A 16,707-nucleotide genomic window follows, 5' to 3' on the forward strand; every position below is an offset into this window, starting at 1 on the left:
ATCAATAACTTTTTGTCTGAGGTCGTAACTATAGGGGGCTGGCATTTTTGTTCTTCTTAGTCATCTCGTCCTCTCCATTATACGTCCTAACTTTCCTGTCTGGTGCTATATCCGCTAAATATTCTGAACTACACACAACTGTTAAACAAAATACAGAAGACATCAATAGATTAGCAGCTTCAATAAGAAAAGAGACTAGAGAAGAGAGAAAAATAATCTGGCTGGTTTTCAGACATATTGAAAAATATTTAACTAAAACAACTGATGATCATGGACTTCATTTAAGAGACAACGAAATCAACAACAATGGACTCTAATGTATTACCAGATATAGTCAAACTGGGAACTGATGGCATTACAGTTTTTTTAGTCTGGCAGTTAATGAAGCAAAACCAGAAACTGATATCAGAGGTTAACTCCAGAGACAACGAACTAATGAAGCTGATTGACACAATCCTAAATCAATATAGGCAGTACCCAACAGAATTAAGCGATCGCACTAGCCGAATTAACCGTCCCAGAGCAGAAAGCAATGAGTAAGTTATCATACTGGCCCAATGGATGACAGCCTACTGGGAAAATGGACAAAATAAGTACAAATTCCCACCTAGGACAAAAAAGCGATCGCATTAAATCCCTTGACACCAATCTGTACTCGCACAAAACGACAAGGGTAAACGCTTCATTGTATCATTTGATTGAAGTCTTGGAGGCGATCGCCAAGATTTGCCAACGGCTAAACGGACTCAAAAGGATTAAATTTCTGAAAAATGCCCAGACCTACTGTGATTATTCCCGGCTATTTTGCCTCATTCAAAGACTATCAGGAGTTAGCACAATCTCTGGAAAAGGAAGGGATACCGACCCTTATTGTTCCCATCAAAAAACTTGATTGGTTGCCGACAGTGGGAGGCAGATCAATGGTACCGATTTTGCGTAAAATTAATACGACAGTACAGCAAACTCGGCTTCAGTATAATTCTGATCAAGTTAACTTAATTGGTCATTCGGCTGGGGGTTGGATTGCCAGAATTTATATGGGAGAAAAACCCTATACTATTCATAATGATGTTAATGAAGATACTCAGGGTTTGTGGAATGCGCGACCATATATAAAGAGTCTCATCACCTTGGGAACTCCCCATATGAGTCGGGAACAATGGACTCGCAAAAATTTAGATTTTGTTAAGTTTAATTATCCCGGTGCATTCTATGAAGATATCCGCTATGTTTGTATCGCTGGTAAAGCGATTATGGGGGGACGTAAGCGAGGACAAATACTAGCTTATAATAGCTATAAAATCACTGTGGGGGTGGGAAATACTTGGGGTGATGGCATTACACCTGTTGAGGCTGCCCATTTAGAAGGGGCAGAAAATATCACGTTAGATAATGTTTGGCATTCCCCCAGTTCCCCAGGAAAGTGGTATGGTTCTATTGAGGTAATTCCTGAGTGGATTGATCAATTAAATTGAGGAAATGGTGGTGAAAGTTACAGAACAAAACATCAAACTAGATAAGTTTTTGAAACTGTCGGGGTTAGTGGAAAGTGGCGGACAGGCTAAGGCTTTTATTCAGTCGGGTTATGTGATGGTTAATGGACAAATAGAAACTAGACGGGGACGGAAATTAATAGAAGGCGATCGCGTAACTTTTAACGGGGAAACTTTCCCAGTTACCATACCAGATAAAATCTGACCAAATTCGGCTAATTTTAAGCAAAAACTACGGTGCGATTACCATAGGCTAAAACACGATGTTGGAGGTGAAGACGGACAGCGCGAGATAAGACTAATCGTTCTAAATCTTTTCCTTTGCGAACCAAGTCAGCAACTGTATCTCGGTGGCTGACACGAACAACATCTTGTTCTATTATAGGTCCTTCATCGAGATCGGCGGTGACATAATGGGCGGTGGCACCGATAATTTTAACGCCGCGATCATAGGCGCGCTGATAGGGATTAGCTCCCGGAAAAGCAGGTAAAAAAGAGTGATGAATATTAATGATTGAAGGGAAACTACTAACAAATTGAGGGCTGAGAATTTGCATATATTTAGCTAAAACTACTAAATCTATTTTGTGTTGTCTTAATAACTCCAACTGCTGGGTTTCTTGCTCGTTTTTGTTGTCGGGAGTAATGGGGATATGATGAAAGGCGATCGCCAACTGATCCGCAATAGGTTTAAGGTCGGGATGATTACTAATAATTAGGGGAATTTCCGCCGGCATTTCTTTAGCTTGCCATCGCCATAACAGGTCTAATAAACAATGGTCTTGCTTAGTCACCCAGATGGCAATTCGGGGAATAGTATCGGAAAAATGTAGTTGCCAATTAGCCTCTAAAGGTTTGGCGATCGCACTAAAAGCAGGCGCAATCACATCTCTGGGCAAATTAAAGTCTTTTAATTCCCATTCAATCCTAGTTAAAAATAATTGGGCTGAAGCATCAGTATGTTGATCAGCGTGAATAATATTGCCACCATTAGAGTAGATAAAATTGGCAATTTTAGCCACCAGTCCACGACGGTCAGGACAGAAAACCAGTAAAGTAGCAGTAGGTGATTTCATCTTAATTTGGCTGTTGGTTTGATGGTTAATGTTAAAGATACTTGTCCCGTAGCTTCACAGATTTGATTACTATAGCTTCCACAGCCATAGCAATATCCCAGGCTTCTGCTAACATTTGATGATCAGGGGTAGTAGAATCTTGCCATTGAGGTATAGTCAAATTAGAAACATCACAGGGAAACAGATGGGAGGATTCTTTAATTAAGCAACGATTCCGGCGAATCATGACCTCTGTATTGAGGGTTCTAACTAATTCTTTCCTAATCATTTTCAAGGCGCTAAGAATTTGGGAACGGTCAGGGACTTTAGCGGTAGGATTTCCGGCATTTTCCAGTTGATCACAAAAAGCGATCGCATGAATAATTCTATTATATCGCTCCACTTGCATCCAAATAGCTATTAAAGATTTATGTCGCCAAGTCGTGATAATTTTGAGGGTCTCATCAATAATTAAGCCGAAACAGGCGATCGCATGAATGACTACCAAAACCGTTTGATAGGCTGGAAAAATCCCAATTAGTATCCCATAACTGAGTAAGACTAAACCCATAGCCAGCAAAGTTTTTAATCCCTCCTGCAACAACTTTTTGAAAGTAGCAGGTCGGTAGACTCGGTTGATACCTAGTCCGCTGAGGTGTTTCAGTTCTCCTCGGCTAATTTCTAAACCTTCTAAATCAGGTGTCATTGCTGGGCATTTTGGTTTATTTTATCTTGGATTTATCATTATAATTATCTGCTAAAGTGGCGATCAAATTTTTCTCTTTAGACTGTTTGAGAGATTTTTGATAAGCCCATTCTGGGGTAATTGGTAGAGGTTTTTTAAGTTCATTATACTGCTCATTTAAGGATACTAATTTTTCCAGTTCAACAATCAGATCCTGGGGATTAACGAGACAATAAAGCAAGAATTTATCATAAGCATCTCCCATTTGTTCATAGACACGAGAAGCGGATAAGTGGTTAGTAGCCCTATCCATAGGATTGAGAAAAGTCAATAAAGGAGCCAAACTCGCCACCATAATTGAAAATACAATATATAATCCATAGCTTGCGCCATCTTCCGCTTGCAAATCGGCGATCGCTTGGACACTAGCGGCAGCGGCTAAAACGGTGCTGGGAATACCGATATATAAATTAGTGTGAGACCAACGAACTGACACATAAAGATGCGCCCAAGACATAATTCTACATAAATTTCTTCTATCTTCGGCTCTAGCGAGAATATCCTCTCGTTTAACCAATTCATTCATACTATAGATGTCCCTAGTATTTTTCTAGCAGTGGGGTTGATGTTTCAGGTGGTAACTGCGCTCAAAAATTATACGATATTATGTGAGGCTATGAAACAGGAGCGCGACCGGAAGTGACGGGTAAGCCGATCATAAAAGTTGTTCCGGCTTCAGTTTTGGGAGTGACTCCCTGGGGTAGCCATTCAGGAAGACAGGGAGAATAGACCATTATTTCCCCTTGCATTGGCTTGAGTAAATCTTGGACGATCGCCAAACCCAGGCCAGTACCAGGGATATTCCCTTGAGCCTGAATACCCCGATATCCTCTTTCAAATAGACGATCGCGATCGCCTGGTGGAATTCCCGGTCCGGTGTCACTGATAGCAATAGCCACACCGGGAGCCGGCCAATGGTCGATCGCATAATTCTGGGCCACTTTCAGATAAATCTCGCCGCCGGGGGGAGTATATTTAAGTGCATTATCCAAAAGATTGCTAATCACCTCCCGCAGCGCCTTAGCATTTCCTCTCACTGTAGGGACTTTTGGGGGAATTTCCGCAATACATATAAGTTGTCGTTCATCGGCGATCGCACAAGTGGCCGTCCATAGGGGGTTAATAATCTCCTGAACCTTAATCGGTTCAATAATATCAGTAGCAGGTAGCAAAACCGGGGACTTAGCCACTGGTGTCGGAGGTTCGCGGCTAGTGTTTACATATTCTACTGTAGCTGTTTGGCTATCTCCAATGGAGGAAAAGGGGAGACTGAGGAGATTTTCTCCTCTTTCCGCAGTGCGATCGACCTGTTGGAGTAGTTCCTCAATGCGATCGCTTTGGCTGAGGATATTATCAGCGAGTTTATAGTTACGGTCATCGGGATTGAGGCGCTTTAGCAAAAGTTTCCCAAAGGTCCGCAAAGCAGTCAGGGGACTTTTTAGCTGATGCAATAACCCCTGTAGAGTTTGGTATTCTTGGCTTTGTAGCTGATATTGTTGTCTAACTTCCTGTTGTAGCCATTGAGAACGTCGATCCAAAATACACGCAGTAGTAAGAGTATGAGCGATCGCTCTCAGTTGTCGCTGTTCCTGGGAATTCCAGGGTCGGTCATCGCGACCTGTCACCAAAAAACCCATCACCATGCGATCGTGAATTAGTGGGAGGACTTGTTTTTGAGGAGAATCAACATTTTGCCAGTCCGACTCTGGGGGTGGGTCCCCGAATGATTCCACTTCTTCTGTCTCTGTCCTCGCAATAGTTTCTGATGGGGGAGCTAACCTGGGGAGGAGACTAGGTTTCACAGACCAGGTAAAATCCCACTGGGGTAGTTGGAGCAGAACTTGATCATCAGACCATGACCGAGGTATTTCTGGATAAGCAGCGATCGGGATCAGTTTTCCTGGCTGACCCGCCGCCCAATCTTCCGCCAGATATACCACACTTAAAGAGGCTCCCCAACCCGTGATTAGGGAAACTTGAGCTTGACAAAGGGTGATAAATTCCGAACTGGTAGCCATGAGCAAGGTTTATTAACAATTAATTTGATACCCTTTAGCCCTCACAACGAGATCCCTCCCTACCAGGGGATAACTAATTTGCCCCGTGGTATGGTAAACTAACTCGACCCAGAAACCATCAAACTTGATCTCAACGGCGCTATCCCGATTATATAGTAGTCTGGATTTCACAGGCCATGGCTGTCCACTTTTGCCTTTTGAGGAATGGGACCCTAATCAACTCAACTTGGGGGTCAAACCATCTAGGGATAATCCCTTGAGTTCCCAAAACTGGGCGATTATTTTTTATTTGTATCAATGTATTAAAATCTATTGAAATTTCTGGCCAGAAGATATATAATTCACTCGTATTTGGTAGCTAGATTTACACCCATCTGCTCAAAGAGGAGGTAAAGAAATTGGCTAGAAGACGTAAGCGCAAGAGCCGTCGCAGACAAGAAGGACGGCGCATTCTTGAGTGCGTGCCTCAATATAGCATTTCCAGTGGCGAAGATAAACCGGTAACTGCAGCCCGCAAGTATATTCACTCTGAGGGCATAATTCCGCCGGCTTTGCTGCTGGTCAAAAGAAACGAACACACGACCGATCGCTATTTTTGGGCGGAAAAAGGTCTATTTGGTGCTCAGTATGTCGAAGAAAACCATTTTTTGTTCCCCAGCCTAAAGCATATTGCTGAAAAAAACAATAACCTGGTGACGACAACCGCGAGAGTTTAATTGTGGATGTTGTAACTGACAACATCATTTTTTTTGTCAGGATTCCGCCATATTTGGGGAGATCAAACTGTTCCGAACAGGGAGATTAACCAGACATTGGTTTGTCATCGGATTAACTTAATGTCGGCAGGAGTCTCCCGTTATACCAGAAGTTAACGGGAGGAAGATGCCGAGGACTAGGTATGAGAACCCTCTCTGATTTAATCGTTCCTGAATTGGGGAGCGTCCCCGTTGGCTTGGGGAGAGGGGGAGAAGCTAGGCGGCCAATTACTGGTCGTGCTAGGGGAATTGATGCCAAAAGTTAGAGCGGGTTGCTATTAGCCTTAAATGTTCTCTGATTGCTTAGAAGCGAGAGCTTGTTTTAAGGTAGCCAGTTCATCTCTATGGGCTGTAACCCGAATCAGACTCTCGGTTCTGCTCTCAGAACTTCTAACGGCTTCCAGTTGTAGGAACACCTGCTCTGGTCGCTTGGCCTTTTGCCAATAAAAAAAGCCAGCGAGAGGAGAAAACAGCACCAGGGCGAGAAAACCATAGCCAGAAGCGGGGATAGCCATTGACAACACCAAACCCAAACACAGGCTACCAATAGCGGTTAACAGGGTGAGAAAAATGGCCATGAACCAACTGGGGCGGACTAAGCCTTCATAGGTGATAGAATTTTCCTGGCGATCAATAGCGATCGCACGGTAGGCTCGCGAGTGAAAATAATTCTGAATTTGCTCTAGGAGAGTGTCCGCGTCTTGGGGGACACAGATAGTTTGCTGCTCAGTTCGCTCCTTAACCGAAGCCTTGATAAAGAAAAACAGACCGACAGCCAATAACAGGGTCAGAAAAAAGGTGGATGGAATAACAGGAATGGTCATAAATTTCGGGAACGACTAGCGGACACTATATTATTTTACGGCTATTGGTGTAGTCATACCAAAGTTGAGCCAGTTCTCCTGCTAGGGGACGACACTCGGGTAAAACTTGGTACATTCGGCGGGGTCTTCCTCGACCGTCAACTTTTTGCCAATATCCGCTAATAGTTCCCTCCCGTTCCAAAAACTTCAAAGCGCTATAGAGAACGGTATCTGAGAGACGATAGATCCTATATTCTTGCTCCAAGCGTTTAATCAACTCAGTTCCATAGGAGTCCTCACCCAAAAAGACCGATAAGACATAGCAAACCGCTAACTCCCGATTGAGATAAATCGGCGGCGGGTCTTGAAAAAATCGATAGATATCCTCAAAGGTCATCAGCCTGTCCCACTCCACATCCTTATCCTTACCTGTTTATGAAAACAGCAAGGGGTGTCCATTGACTTTTGACATCTAATTTATCGCGTTTGTTAACCAGCGTTTGGTCAATGAAATCACTATTTGAGGATATTTTGACTAACTGGCTTTGCGATCGCCAATTAACTGATAACACTCAGCCACAGAAGCACCCTCAGCCATAGCAGCCGCCAAGGCTTCTAATGCTGACCAGTTTTGCTTGAGCAAAGTTTTAGCCTGTAAGATAGCCCAGCGTTCCTTAATTTCAGCATCTTGAGGTGAGCGCCCTAATTGAGTCCATAAGCGCCTAATATTTTGGCGATCGGAAAGTCCCCCCAGAGCCTGATCATAAACCAAAATTTCGGCGGCGATACCCGCCATCCAAACCTTACAGTATTTATCGATCGCTTCTGAGGAAATCACGCCATGGTCAAGTTGTTCCATCAACTCGACATCATTAAAGCGGACTCCTCCTTGGGCTTTTTGTCCTTGTCTAAAGGCTTCCCAAGCGGTCAGCGCATATCCTTCCACGGGAACACCCAACAAATAAGCCATTAAAAAGTGACCAGCTTCGTGGTGGACAATGCGATCGCGCCGGGAACCAGAAGAACCGGCGAACCAATCCACTAAAATAGTGGAGCCTTGACCCTGTAGGCTAAAAGTATCCAGAGTAGCCAATCCCAATAATACAAACACCATTCCGGCTGGGACGGCGGCGGATATATGAAACAGAGGCGCTACCAGGGTAGTTAAAGTCAGGGTAAAAATAGTAATCGCAATCAGATTTAAAGAAGTATCCCGCATTTATCACGTAAAACTCCTGGGAGGGTTGGAAGCTCCGTGATTGATCACGGAGAGGAAAACCGACTCAAGCGGCTGACCGCCGCCAGCACCCCCTTGCGGGGTGGAGGGGTATGGTTGCCCCTCCATGGAGCTATGGTTGGCTCCGACTCCCTTGCGGGGTAATGTTTGCTTCGCCAATGTTCAGAGTCGGTACTATCCAAATCGCACGTCCTTAACCCCTTAGAGATGTTTAACGATTCGGTTCATGAGCCTGGAACTAGCACGCATTCCAGGGTAGGAACTTTAACTCTTGCTCTGAACGTAGCCAGTTAAGGCTTAAGCTGGTCAGCTACCTGAAAGCGGGGGGCACGAAGCCCCCGTGCTTCAGCCGGGGGTGCTGACTTATTATCAATTGTCACCGTTCACTAGGTCAGAGGGAGACGCAACATCTATAGACCGCGCTTTATAGAAGGTTTCCAAACTATGGCGATCGCCCACATAACGCCAGTGCCACGGTTCATAACTCACCCCGAGGGGGTTATCTTTGGGAAATGATAGCTCAAAACTATAGAAAGCGGCATTATCGACTAGCCATTTAAAAGCGGGAGTTTGATCAAAAGTCTCTCTCAGATCGGTATCGGGAAAGTTAGCATCGCCCACATCAATAGCATAGCCGGTGTGATGTTCACTGTAGCCAGGAGGGGCGCTTACTTGGGCGCGTTGACTGGGGACTTGTCCCCTTTGGGCTTTGATGTCAAAAAACAAAAATTCCTGATCTTCCAAACCCCGAAACCCAGATATGGGAACCAAAATAATTCCGCTTCTTCTGGCTGCATCAGTCATGTCCAAAAAGGCATAAGCGGCGGCGCGACGTAACCTGATCACACCATCAGCGGTAATATTTTTCAGTTCACTCTCGGGGGCTTCCTCATAGGGAAGATGTCCCAGAAGGTTAACTGGTAGTTGGGAAACTTGGTTAGGGATGACCGATGGTGTGGGTAGTGGGTTAGTTGTTGGTGGCGGTTGCATAGCATCAGTTGTTTCTGATGCTGACAGGTTAACAGAGGTGCGATCGACGACCAAAATCCCAAATTGGTAGTTAAGGCCGAGAGCCACTACAAAGGCCACTATACCCAGGGCAAACCACTGCCAAAATTTTGGCGATCGCTGAGACTTACCAAGGGTACTATGATCGGAGTTGGGAGTATCTCGAATCGCTTCCGGGATATCTTCGCTGGTCATGGGCGGAACATTGTCCAAGTTCTTGTACATATTGATCCCGTTGAACAAAATCACAAAAAAAGCAGGTAGGAGCCTTAACCACTGATAACACAGTCCCCTCAGACTACTCCTGGTGGACAAGTTAACCTGACGCGAGAGGACGCCTAACGGCTATATTAACTGCTATATACTACAGTGTGTCGGGGACATAACCCGGTTTTCTTTGGGGCAGACAGTGTTAGTTTGCTATCATATCTTAATTAGGCTATCGATGAGCTAATGGTTACATCGATGATGCTGGAAAACACCTCAAAAGCGATTGCCAACTACTATAGGTTAGCTGAAATAGCAACTTTTATACCGTGTCTATTGTAGATTATCCTGCCAAACAAGCCTATCAGCGGGGTCTCAAATGGCTCGTGGGTTCCGCCGTCTTTGCTGTGGTCGGAGTGGGTGGAGTTTTGGGTTATGATATCATCCAAAATCGACCACCAGCGCCCATTTCTGCCGAGGTAATTCCTGTAAAACTCGGAGATGTAGAAAACCGCATTAATGAAGGGGGAATTTTAGAACTAGGCGGACAGCGTAGCATTAAATCTCCTGAAGATGGTGCGGTTGAAAATATTTTAGTACAAGTAGGCGATCGCGTCACCCAGGGTCAACAACTGATGAGTTTACGCAACCCCAACCAACAAACCATTTTACAGAAAAAACAGCTAGACATCCAAAAACAGGAAATTATTGTAGAACGCCATCGCCAAGAAGTAACCGAAGCCGAAGAACAACTAGCCGCCGCCCAACGCCAGTTACAAATTGACCAAGCACAATATCAGCAAGAATTAGCCTCCAAAAAAGCCGTCAAAGATTTAACAATTCAGAGACTTGAATCCCAGGTTAATCGGAATCGCCAAAAAGTGGAAGAGGCGGAGATAGAATTAGCGGCGGCTGAGGAAAAATTAGCCAGCAGCCGAGAACTACTGGAAAGAGGATTTGTGGCACAACAAGAAATTGAACGGGGAGAAGAAAGTGTTCGTCAGCAAACCACCGCGTTAAGAAACGCCAAACATGACCTTAATACTACCTTAATGGAATTGGCATCAGCTAAAGCGGAATTAATCACGGTTTCTACTACAGTTAACACTTCCCCCGTGGTAGAGTCTGAGATTAGGCTAAGACAGGCTAAAACCACTTTGAGACAAAGCATCAGTGAACTAGAACGCCTACAAATAGAATATCAAGAGGAAGCACTGAAATTACAAAATTTTGTGATTACATCTCCTATTAATGGAGTGGTACTTAATATCAATGTTAAAGCGGGAGATGGACTGAATCGCGGTCACGATTTAATCACATTAGGCGACCCTAATCAGGAAATCGTTAGGCTGCAATTATCAACCCTTAACGCTGTTCAAGTTAGACAAAATCAACTAGCCCGGATTACGGAAATAGGGCCTAATCCTGAAGTATTTATAGGACGAGTAGACCAGGTTGATCTCGCCACCAGACAGTCGGAAGGAAATCAAGACTCAGGTTCAGGACAAGCGTCGGTTTTTGCTACTGTTAAATTAGATAGACCCACTGGACGTTTAATTCCAGGGAGTCCAGTTAGTGTAGAAATTGTCTTAAATCAACGAGAAAATGTTGTGGTGCTGAATACCGAATTAATCCAAAGAGATAGAGACTCTCGCTATGTATGGGTATTAGATGATAATAATACGGCTCAAAAGCAGCCTGTCACCCTCGGGCTAGAAGGATTAATAGAGGTAGAAATTACTTCGGGTTTAAATTCAGGAGATTTAGTGATTTCGCCTCCCTTTAACCAAACCTTAGAACCAGGTAAAGTTATTGTCCATGAACCTCAATAAATTTATCATCGTTAATTAAGGATTATACCTAATCATTATCATCAAATAATTCCATGAGTTTATCTATCTTTAATTTATTGGGTTTAAGTTGTCAGTCCTTAATCGGTAATCCTCTCCGGTCTACCCTGTCAGCGGTAGGGGTATTTATGGGAGTCGCTGTAGTCACAGCAACTATGCAAGTTAGGAATATTTCGGAAGCGGTCATTGAACAACAGATGAATGAACGGGAATCTCCGATTTTATACCTGTGGATATCTGACCATCAAAGTGGGAAAGTACAATCTTTTACTATGGATGATGTAGAGTTTCTTAATAATAATTTACAAGGTATCACCAAAGTGATAACATTAAGGTTTGTTTGGTGGATAGATTCTGTGCAATTTCACGATCGCACAGGACATCCTGACATGACAATTGCTGTTACCCCAGAATATCAGCAAGTTTCTGGACGCAGAATTATCAAGGGACGTTTTTTTAATTCCACTGATGTAGAGCAATATTTATCAGTGGCTATTGTCGATGACGTATTAGCGAATCATTTATTTGATAATATGGACCCTATTAATCAAAGAGTTTATATTGAAAATCGACCCTATACCATTGTTGGAGTGATTGAAAGCAAAGATATTTTTCCGTCGATGCAAAGACAAGGATTATTAATGATTCCCCTTTCGTTAGATATGGCAATTACCGGAAATTTACAGCTTGACGAGTTGATGATTGGTATTCAAGATTTAGACAATGTTGATCAAATCAAGACACAAGCGATTTCTATTTTACAAAAACGTATACCCACTCAACAATATGGAGATTGGGTAAACATTACAGACATTCTAGAACAAAGAGAAACTTTAGCATCTATTTCCCAAGCATTATTAGTGGTCAGTATCATTGCCTTATTAGTGGGTGGGGTGGGTATCGCTAATGTGACGATTGCTGCAGTTATTCAAAGAACACCTGAAATCGGTTTAAAACGAGCCATAGGAGCGACTCGTTTTGAGATTATGCTACAATTTATCCTAGAAGTAGTTATCATCAGTGTAGGGGCTGGCATTTTAGCTATAGCCACAGTTCACGGAGTCACTATTATGGTGAGTCAACGATTTAATTTACCCTATCAATTTAACTATAATACGGCTAAGTTATCGTTAACATCAGCGCTAATGATTGGTGTGATGTCAGCGCTATTTCCCGCGATTCGCGCCAGCAAAATTGAACCAGTACAAGCCTTAAAAGGAGATTAGCATGAGTTTATCTACATTCAATTTATTGGGTTTAAGTTGTCAGTCCTTAATCGGTAATCCTCTCCGGTCTACTCTGTCAGCGGTAGGGGTATTTATGGGAGTAGCAGCAGTTACGGCTACTCTACAAGTTAGGAATATTTCGGAGTCAGTAATTGCTAAACAAATTGCAGCCAGAGAATCGCCAGTAATTAGATTATCTCCGGCTTGGAGACGGGGAGTAGAATTTCAGGGTTTGACACTTAATGATTTAGAGTTTTTACAGAGTAGGTTAACGGGTGTAACTGCCATTGCTGGTCAACGAGGTGCTTGGTGGATAAATGCGGTTGTATTTCAGGATCGCAGTGTTAATCCAGAATCGGCATTAGCTGTTTCTGTGGAATATCAAATAACGTCGGGTCGCCGCATGATTAAAGGTCGTTTTTTTAATACAACTGACTTTGAGCAATATCGACCAGTGGTTATCGTTGATGAAATTTTGGCAACTGAATTATTTGGAAATATTGACCCGATTAACCAATCAGTATATATTCAAAATCGACCTTATATTATCGTGGGGGTTACTGAAACTAGAGAAATATCATCACGGTCTGGTCAACAGGGTTTATTGCTGATACCTCTACCATTAGACGCGGCGGCGACGGGAGCGCGTCATTTACATAATATCACTGTGGGAGTAGAACGCCTAGAAGAAATAGATCAAATACAACAGCAAGCGATCGCCCTTTTACAACAACGAATTCCCACCCAAGAATATCGAGGTTGGCAAAATATTAACGATATTTTAGAACAACAGAAAACCCTGGAATCAGTTTCCCAAGCGTTGCTAGTTGTAGGTGCAATATCCTTAATTGTGGGAGGGGTGGGAATTGCTAATGTGACGATTGCTTCTGTGATTGAACGTACCCCAGAAATTGGATTAAGACGAGCTATTGGAGCTACACAACTCGATGTTATGCTACAGTTTATTGTAGAGGCGGTGGTTTTGAGTTTCATGGGTGGAACTATAGCGATCGCCACTGTTCACGGCGCGACTATAGTAGTTACAGAACAGTTTAACTTACCATACGAATTTGACCACGAAACTGCTATAATCGCCCTGAGTTCCTCGGTATTAGTGGGGGTAGGGGCGGCGTTCTTTCCGGCGCTCCGCGCTAGTAAACTAGACCCAGTGAAAGCATTAAAGGGACAGTAATTATGGATAAAAATCCCGAACCATCTACAATGAGCGATCGCTTTTGGTGGCTGAGATTTTTACTAATTGCGATCGCCACATCAGGTTTATGTATTACCCTGGCTGTTAGCTTAGAAACTCCTCCAGTTACCCAAGCTAACGCCTCCCGTAACACGCCATTACTAAACCCTCCCGACCTTCCCCAAACGTCACCCAATCCCAGCATTAATTTAGATAATCATAGGACAGAAAAAACTCGGGTTAAACTCCCCCAAATTATCGGGAATATAGCCAGGTTCTCTCCCTTCAAACTAGAAAATGAACCCTCGCCAACTGAACCCAATTTACAGATTATCTCGCCAGAATCTTCGTTAGAAAGAGATAGCAATCAAAAGGCGATCGCTAACCCCCAACCCCGACCAACCATTGCCGCCACCCTCCCCAAATCAGCAGAATACCGCGTCAATAATAGCTTATATAATTGGTTAGATGGCATAGAAATTCCCCCCCAATTTAGCCAATCTCAACCCCTGATTAACTCCCCCACAAATGAAGGTACACCCTCCCCAGAAATTCCCCAGTTTATCCCAGAAAATCAAGATAATGCTGTGAAATTAACCCTACCAGATGTGGTTTTTCTCACTCTTTCCAATAATAGAAACATTAAAAACCAGTACCTAGAAAGAATTATACAGCGTCGAGATTTACAAGTAGCGGAGGACAAATTTGCTCCAGAGTTTACCCCCAATTTATCAATTGAATGGCAAGATATTCGACAGGGGGGACAAAGTCTTTCTATGACATCAGGGTTAGTTTTAGGGGCTCAAATGGTGATAAAAATTCCCACAGGGGGAGAGTTAAATATGGGCTGGACAGGTCGCGGCGAGAGACAAGGAAGCAGCTTTAATGCGGAAAATAGATTAAGACAGAATTTAGAATTATCCTTCCGACAACCCCTTTTAAGAGATAGTGGAATCGCCGTAAATCAAGCGTCGATAAAAATTGCTCGCCTTGATGAAGCTATTAATATTTTAAACCTCAAGAATACTTTGATTGACCAAATAACTCAAGTTATTTTAGCTTATCGAAATTTAATCCAAGCCCAGGAAAGGGTCAAAATTCAAGTGCAGTCTTTGGCTTCCTCTCAACAACAAGTAGAAAACACACAATTTTTAATTAATGTAGGTCGTCTTCCGGCTATGGAGTTAATTCCCGCCCAACGCGGAGTTAAAAATAATGAAATTAGCCTTTTAGATGTTAAAAATAACCTTAAAAGGCAACAATTAGCATTATTGAATATTCTGGATTTAGAGCAAGATATTGTTCCGGTGGCTGTCCAAATAGATTTGGATGAACTAGAAATGCCAGAATTGCAGGAAATTCGAGAAATCGCCTTAGTCAATAGACCAGATTATTTACAGGCTAAACTAGAAATAGAAAAGGCAGAAACTGCTTTAATTATAGCGGAAAATAATCGACGATGGCAGATTGACTTGGATACAGGAATTCGCCATAATCCCTCACCGAATATTGTAGAAGATAGAACGGAATTAAGGGCGGGAATTGTGTTTAGCAAAGAATTGGGCGATCGCACTATAGAACAAGAGTTTGAGCGCCGTCGTATTAGTCTAATACAAGCCCAAAATGATTTGGTAGAAGAAAGACAACAAATTGATATTAATGTAGCCAATGCTGTGCGGGATGTTCGGGATAATTATCAAAAATTAGAGTTGGCTCAAGAGTTGACAGAATTTAGGAGACAGGAACTAAATAATGAGGAAGAAAAGATTAGGCTAGGTGTGGGTAATACTTCTGTAGTCGATTTAGTCCGGTTTCAAGATGATTTAGTCAACGCTCAAAATGCGGAATTAAATGCCAAAATTGACTACCTCAACTCGTTAACTGAATTAGACCGAATTTTAGGCACAACATTAGAAAGATGGGATATTATTGTGGAAACAGAAACTCCCTTGTAAAAATCTATGGTTATTGAATTAATTTGCGAAGATAAAGATGGGGAAAATCAACGCCTGGATAAGTGGTTATCAGAAAGGGTACACCAGTTGTCTAGGTCCCGTCTGCAAGCCTTAATTTCGTCGGGTCATGTTTGGATAAATAATTCGCCCTGTACGTCGAAAAAGGCTACAGTTCAAATTGGCGATCGCATTCAAGTGGAAATCCCGCCAGCCATTCCGTTAGAATTAAAGGCTACTAATATCCCCCTAGATATACTCTATGAAGATGAAGAACTACTCATCATAAATAAACCGGCTGGCTTGGTAGTTCATCCCGCCCCAGGACACGAAAATGATACGCTAGTCAACGCCCTATTAGCCCATTGTGAAACCTTAGCTGGTATTGGCGGCGTACAGCGTCCGGGTATAGTTCATCGCCTAGATAAAGATACCACAGGAGCGATCGCGATCGCCAAAACTGACCACGCCCACCAACACCTACAAGCGCAAATTCAAGCCAAAACCGCCCGCCGCCAATATTTAGGGATCATCTATGGTGTCCCGAAAACTACCTCCGGTGTCATTGACCAGCCTATAGGTCGCCACCCAAGCGATCGCCAAAAAATGGCAATTGTACCCCAACACCAAGGCGGACGTAGCGCTATCACGCACTGGAAAGTCAAGGAACGCCTGGGAAACTACACTTTGATAGAATTTGAACTAGAGACAGGTCGCACCCACCAAATTCGCGTTCACAGCGCCAGCATGGGTCATCCTATCGTGGGCGATCGCGTCTATGGAAAAGGTCGTTCCGTGGGAGTCAACCTCCCCGGACAAGCCCTCCACGCCTGGAAACTGACGCTACAGCATCCCACTTCAGGGGAATTAATAGAAGCGATCGCACCCCTACCTCACACCATGACGACTCTATTAAAAGTTTTACGCGATCGTTAATTATCAATCTGACCCTGGGAGCCGGGGGTGGGTTGCTTTTTCAATTGACCTCTGTTATCATGAAAGATGATCGGGGTTGTGAAATATATCATAATTTACCCCACCTGTCAACCCATCCCTGTTGAGCTTGGTTGTTGGCTGGTCAAATAGTTAGCAACATCTTTTAACAGTATTAGCTACCACCCTAGCATGATTAAATGTTAAGTTTAAGGTAGAGCAAAACACGGCTA

General features: G+C 43.3%; 19 protein-coding genes. 11 read left to right on the plus strand and 8 right to left on the minus strand.

Going from position 1 to position 16,707, the window contains the following annotated elements; genetic code table 11:
* Positions 1 to 306: 306 nt before the first annotated feature.
* The 4 genes from ACTIE0_RS10760 to ACTIE0_RS10775 are packed head-to-tail and all read left to right on the plus strand — an operon-like array spanning position 307 to position 1,698.
* Positions 307 to 540, plus strand: coding sequence for a hypothetical protein (locus tag ACTIE0_RS10760; protein ID WP_006626162.1), 234 nt, complete (start codon positions 307 to 309; stop codon positions 538 to 540).
* 40 nt (positions 541 to 580) lie between these two features.
* Positions 581 to 892 (plus strand): hypothetical protein, encoded by a 312-nt coding sequence (locus ACTIE0_RS10765; protein WP_228116639.1) that lies wholly within the window; start codon positions 581 to 583, stop codon positions 890 to 892.
* A complete protein-coding gene (locus ACTIE0_RS10770) occupies positions 786 to 1,475 on the plus strand; it encodes an esterase/lipase family protein (protein ID WP_231296554.1) in 690 nt (229 codons plus the stop codon). Before ACTIE0_RS10765 ends, ACTIE0_RS10770 begins: the two co-directional genes overlap by 107 nt.
* A gap of 4 nt (positions 1,476 to 1,479) precedes the next feature.
* On the plus strand, positions 1,480 to 1,698 hold the full coding sequence (locus tag ACTIE0_RS10775; RefSeq protein ID WP_006626164.1) for an RNA-binding S4 domain-containing protein: 219 nt from the start codon (positions 1,480 to 1,482) through the stop codon (positions 1,696 to 1,698).
* A gap of 16 nt (positions 1,699 to 1,714) precedes the next feature.
* Here the strand turns inward: ACTIE0_RS10775 and purU are convergent, their stop codons facing one another.
* The 4 genes from purU to ACTIE0_RS10795 form a co-directional block, all read right to left on the minus strand.
* The gene (gene purU / locus ACTIE0_RS10780; RefSeq protein WP_006669286.1) at positions 1,715 to 2,569 is read right to left on the minus strand and encodes a formyltetrahydrofolate deformylase; all 855 of its coding nucleotides are present in this window, start codon (positions 2,567 to 2,569) and stop codon (positions 1,715 to 1,717) included.
* A 31-nt stretch (positions 2,570 to 2,600) separates the two neighbouring features.
* Entirely contained in the window at positions 2,601 to 3,254 is a 654-nt protein-coding gene (locus ACTIE0_RS10785; RefSeq protein ID WP_006669287.1) for a hypothetical protein, read from the minus strand.
* A 16-nt stretch (positions 3,255 to 3,270) separates the two neighbouring features.
* On the minus strand, positions 3,271 to 3,819 hold the full coding sequence (locus tag ACTIE0_RS10790; protein WP_006669288.1) for an SLATT domain-containing protein: 549 nt from the start codon (positions 3,817 to 3,819) through the stop codon (positions 3,271 to 3,273).
* Between the two features lie 88 nt (positions 3,820 to 3,907).
* Positions 3,908 to 5,311, minus strand: a complete 1,404-nt coding sequence (locus ACTIE0_RS10795; protein WP_006669289.1) for a sensor histidine kinase — start codon at positions 5,309 to 5,311, stop codon at positions 3,908 to 3,910.
* Between the two features lie 398 nt (positions 5,312 to 5,709).
* Here ACTIE0_RS10795 and ACTIE0_RS10800 point away from each other — a divergent pair, with 398 nt between their 5' ends.
* Entirely contained in the window at positions 5,710 to 6,027 is a 318-nt protein-coding gene (locus ACTIE0_RS10800; protein WP_006669290.1) for a DUF3155 domain-containing protein, read from the plus strand.
* 182 nt (positions 6,028 to 6,209) lie between these two features.
* Positions 6,210 to 6,332, plus strand: a complete 123-nt coding sequence (locus ACTIE0_RS10805; protein ID WP_006626170.1) for a hypothetical protein — start codon at positions 6,210 to 6,212, stop codon at positions 6,330 to 6,332.
* A gap of 18 nt (positions 6,333 to 6,350) precedes the next feature.
* Here ACTIE0_RS10805 and ACTIE0_RS10810 read toward each other — a convergent pair whose 3' ends face one another.
* The 4 genes from ACTIE0_RS10810 to ACTIE0_RS10825 all read right to left on the minus strand — a co-directional run bounded on the left by ACTIE0_RS10810 (position 6,351) and on the right by ACTIE0_RS10825 (position 9,309).
* Positions 6,351 to 6,890 (minus strand): cofactor assembly of complex C subunit B, encoded by a 540-nt coding sequence (locus tag ACTIE0_RS10810; protein WP_006626171.1) that lies wholly within the window; start codon positions 6,888 to 6,890, stop codon positions 6,351 to 6,353.
* Between the two features lie 25 nt (positions 6,891 to 6,915).
* Positions 6,916 to 7,266, minus strand: coding sequence for a PadR family transcriptional regulator (locus ACTIE0_RS10815; RefSeq protein ID WP_006626172.1), 351 nt, complete (start codon positions 7,264 to 7,266; stop codon positions 6,916 to 6,918).
* A 138-nt stretch (positions 7,267 to 7,404) separates the two neighbouring features.
* The gene (locus ACTIE0_RS10820) at positions 7,405 to 8,088 is read right to left on the minus strand and encodes a hypothetical protein (RefSeq protein WP_006626173.1); all 684 of its coding nucleotides are present in this window, start codon (positions 8,086 to 8,088) and stop codon (positions 7,405 to 7,407) included.
* A 387-nt stretch (positions 8,089 to 8,475) separates the two neighbouring features.
* Positions 8,476 to 9,309, minus strand: coding sequence for a M15 family metallopeptidase (locus ACTIE0_RS10825; RefSeq protein ID WP_039932977.1), 834 nt, complete (start codon positions 9,307 to 9,309; stop codon positions 8,476 to 8,478).
* 341 nt (positions 9,310 to 9,650) lie between these two features.
* On the opposite strand from ACTIE0_RS10825, the gene ACTIE0_RS10830 reads away from it, so the two are divergent.
* The 5 genes from ACTIE0_RS10830 to ACTIE0_RS10850 are packed head-to-tail and all read left to right on the plus strand — an operon-like array spanning position 9,651 to position 16,477.
* A complete protein-coding gene (locus ACTIE0_RS10830) occupies positions 9,651 to 11,153 on the plus strand; it encodes an efflux RND transporter periplasmic adaptor subunit (RefSeq protein ID WP_006669292.1) in 1,503 nt (500 codons plus the stop codon).
* Positions 11,154 to 11,206: 53 nt separating this feature from the next.
* Positions 11,207 to 12,397, plus strand: a complete 1,191-nt coding sequence (locus tag ACTIE0_RS10835) for an ABC transporter permease (RefSeq protein ID WP_006669293.1) — start codon at positions 11,207 to 11,209, stop codon at positions 12,395 to 12,397.
* 1 nt (position 12,398) lies between these two features.
* Positions 12,399 to 13,589, plus strand: a complete 1,191-nt coding sequence (locus ACTIE0_RS10840) for an ABC transporter permease (RefSeq protein WP_006669294.1) — start codon at positions 12,399 to 12,401, stop codon at positions 13,587 to 13,589.
* A gap of 2 nt (positions 13,590 to 13,591) precedes the next feature.
* A complete protein-coding gene (locus ACTIE0_RS10845) occupies positions 13,592 to 15,544 on the plus strand; it encodes a TolC family protein (protein WP_006669295.1) in 1,953 nt (650 codons plus the stop codon).
* A gap of 6 nt (positions 15,545 to 15,550) precedes the next feature.
* Positions 15,551 to 16,477, plus strand: a complete 927-nt coding sequence (locus ACTIE0_RS10850) for an RluA family pseudouridine synthase (RefSeq protein WP_006626179.1) — start codon at positions 15,551 to 15,553, stop codon at positions 16,475 to 16,477.
* The last annotated feature ends 230 nt before the right edge of the window (positions 16,478 to 16,707 follow it).

It is taken from the genome of Limnospira sp., assembly GCF_051859755.1.
Taxonomy (GTDB): Bacteria; Cyanobacteriota; Cyanobacteriia; order Cyanobacteriales; family Microcoleaceae; genus Limnospira; species Limnospira fusiformis.

Bases quoted from the DNA above. Each gene is read 5' to 3' on its own strand.
- ACTIE0_RS10760 (WP_006626162.1), top strand. From the start codon at position 307: ATGGACTCTAATGTATTACCAGATATAGTCAAACTGGGAACTGATGGC.
- ACTIE0_RS10765 (WP_228116639.1), top strand. From the start codon at position 581: ATGGACAAAATAAGTACAAATTCCCACCTAGGACAAAAAAGCGATCGC.
- ACTIE0_RS10775 (WP_006626164.1), top strand. From the start codon at position 1,480: ATGGTGGTGAAAGTTACAGAACAAAACATCAAACTAGATAAGTTTTTG.
- purU (WP_006669286.1), bottom strand. From the start codon at position 2,569: ATGAAATCACCTACTGCTACTTTACTGGTTTTCTGTCCTGACCGTCGT.
- ACTIE0_RS10785 (WP_006669287.1), bottom strand. From the start codon at position 3,254: ATGACACCTGATTTAGAAGGTTTAGAAATTAGCCGAGGAGAACTGAAA.
- ACTIE0_RS10790 (WP_006669288.1), bottom strand. From the start codon at position 3,819: ATGAATGAATTGGTTAAACGAGAGGATATTCTCGCTAGAGCCGAAGAT.
- ACTIE0_RS10795 (WP_006669289.1), bottom strand. From the start codon at position 5,311: ATGGCTACCAGTTCGGAATTTATCACCCTTTGTCAAGCTCAAGTTTCC.
- ACTIE0_RS10805 (WP_006626170.1), top strand. From the start codon at position 6,210: ATGAGAACCCTCTCTGATTTAATCGTTCCTGAATTGGGGAGCGTCCCC.
- ACTIE0_RS10810 (WP_006626171.1), bottom strand. From the start codon at position 6,890: ATGACCATTCCTGTTATTCCATCCACCTTTTTTCTGACCCTGTTATTG.
- ACTIE0_RS10815 (WP_006626172.1), bottom strand. From the start codon at position 7,266: ATGACCTTTGAGGATATCTATCGATTTTTTCAAGACCCGCCGCCGATT.
- ACTIE0_RS10820 (WP_006626173.1), bottom strand. From the start codon at position 8,088: ATGCGGGATACTTCTTTAAATCTGATTGCGATTACTATTTTTACCCTG.
- ACTIE0_RS10825 (WP_039932977.1), bottom strand. From the start codon at position 9,309: ATGACCAGCGAAGATATCCCGGAAGCGATTCGAGATACTCCCAACTCC.
- ACTIE0_RS10835 (WP_006669293.1), top strand. From the start codon at position 11,207: ATGAGTTTATCTATCTTTAATTTATTGGGTTTAAGTTGTCAGTCCTTA.
- ACTIE0_RS10840 (WP_006669294.1), top strand. From the start codon at position 12,399: ATGAGTTTATCTACATTCAATTTATTGGGTTTAAGTTGTCAGTCCTTA.
- ACTIE0_RS10845 (WP_006669295.1), top strand. From the start codon at position 13,592: ATGGATAAAAATCCCGAACCATCTACAATGAGCGATCGCTTTTGGTGG.
- ACTIE0_RS10850 (WP_006626179.1), top strand. From the start codon at position 15,551: ATGGTTATTGAATTAATTTGCGAAGATAAAGATGGGGAAAATCAACGC.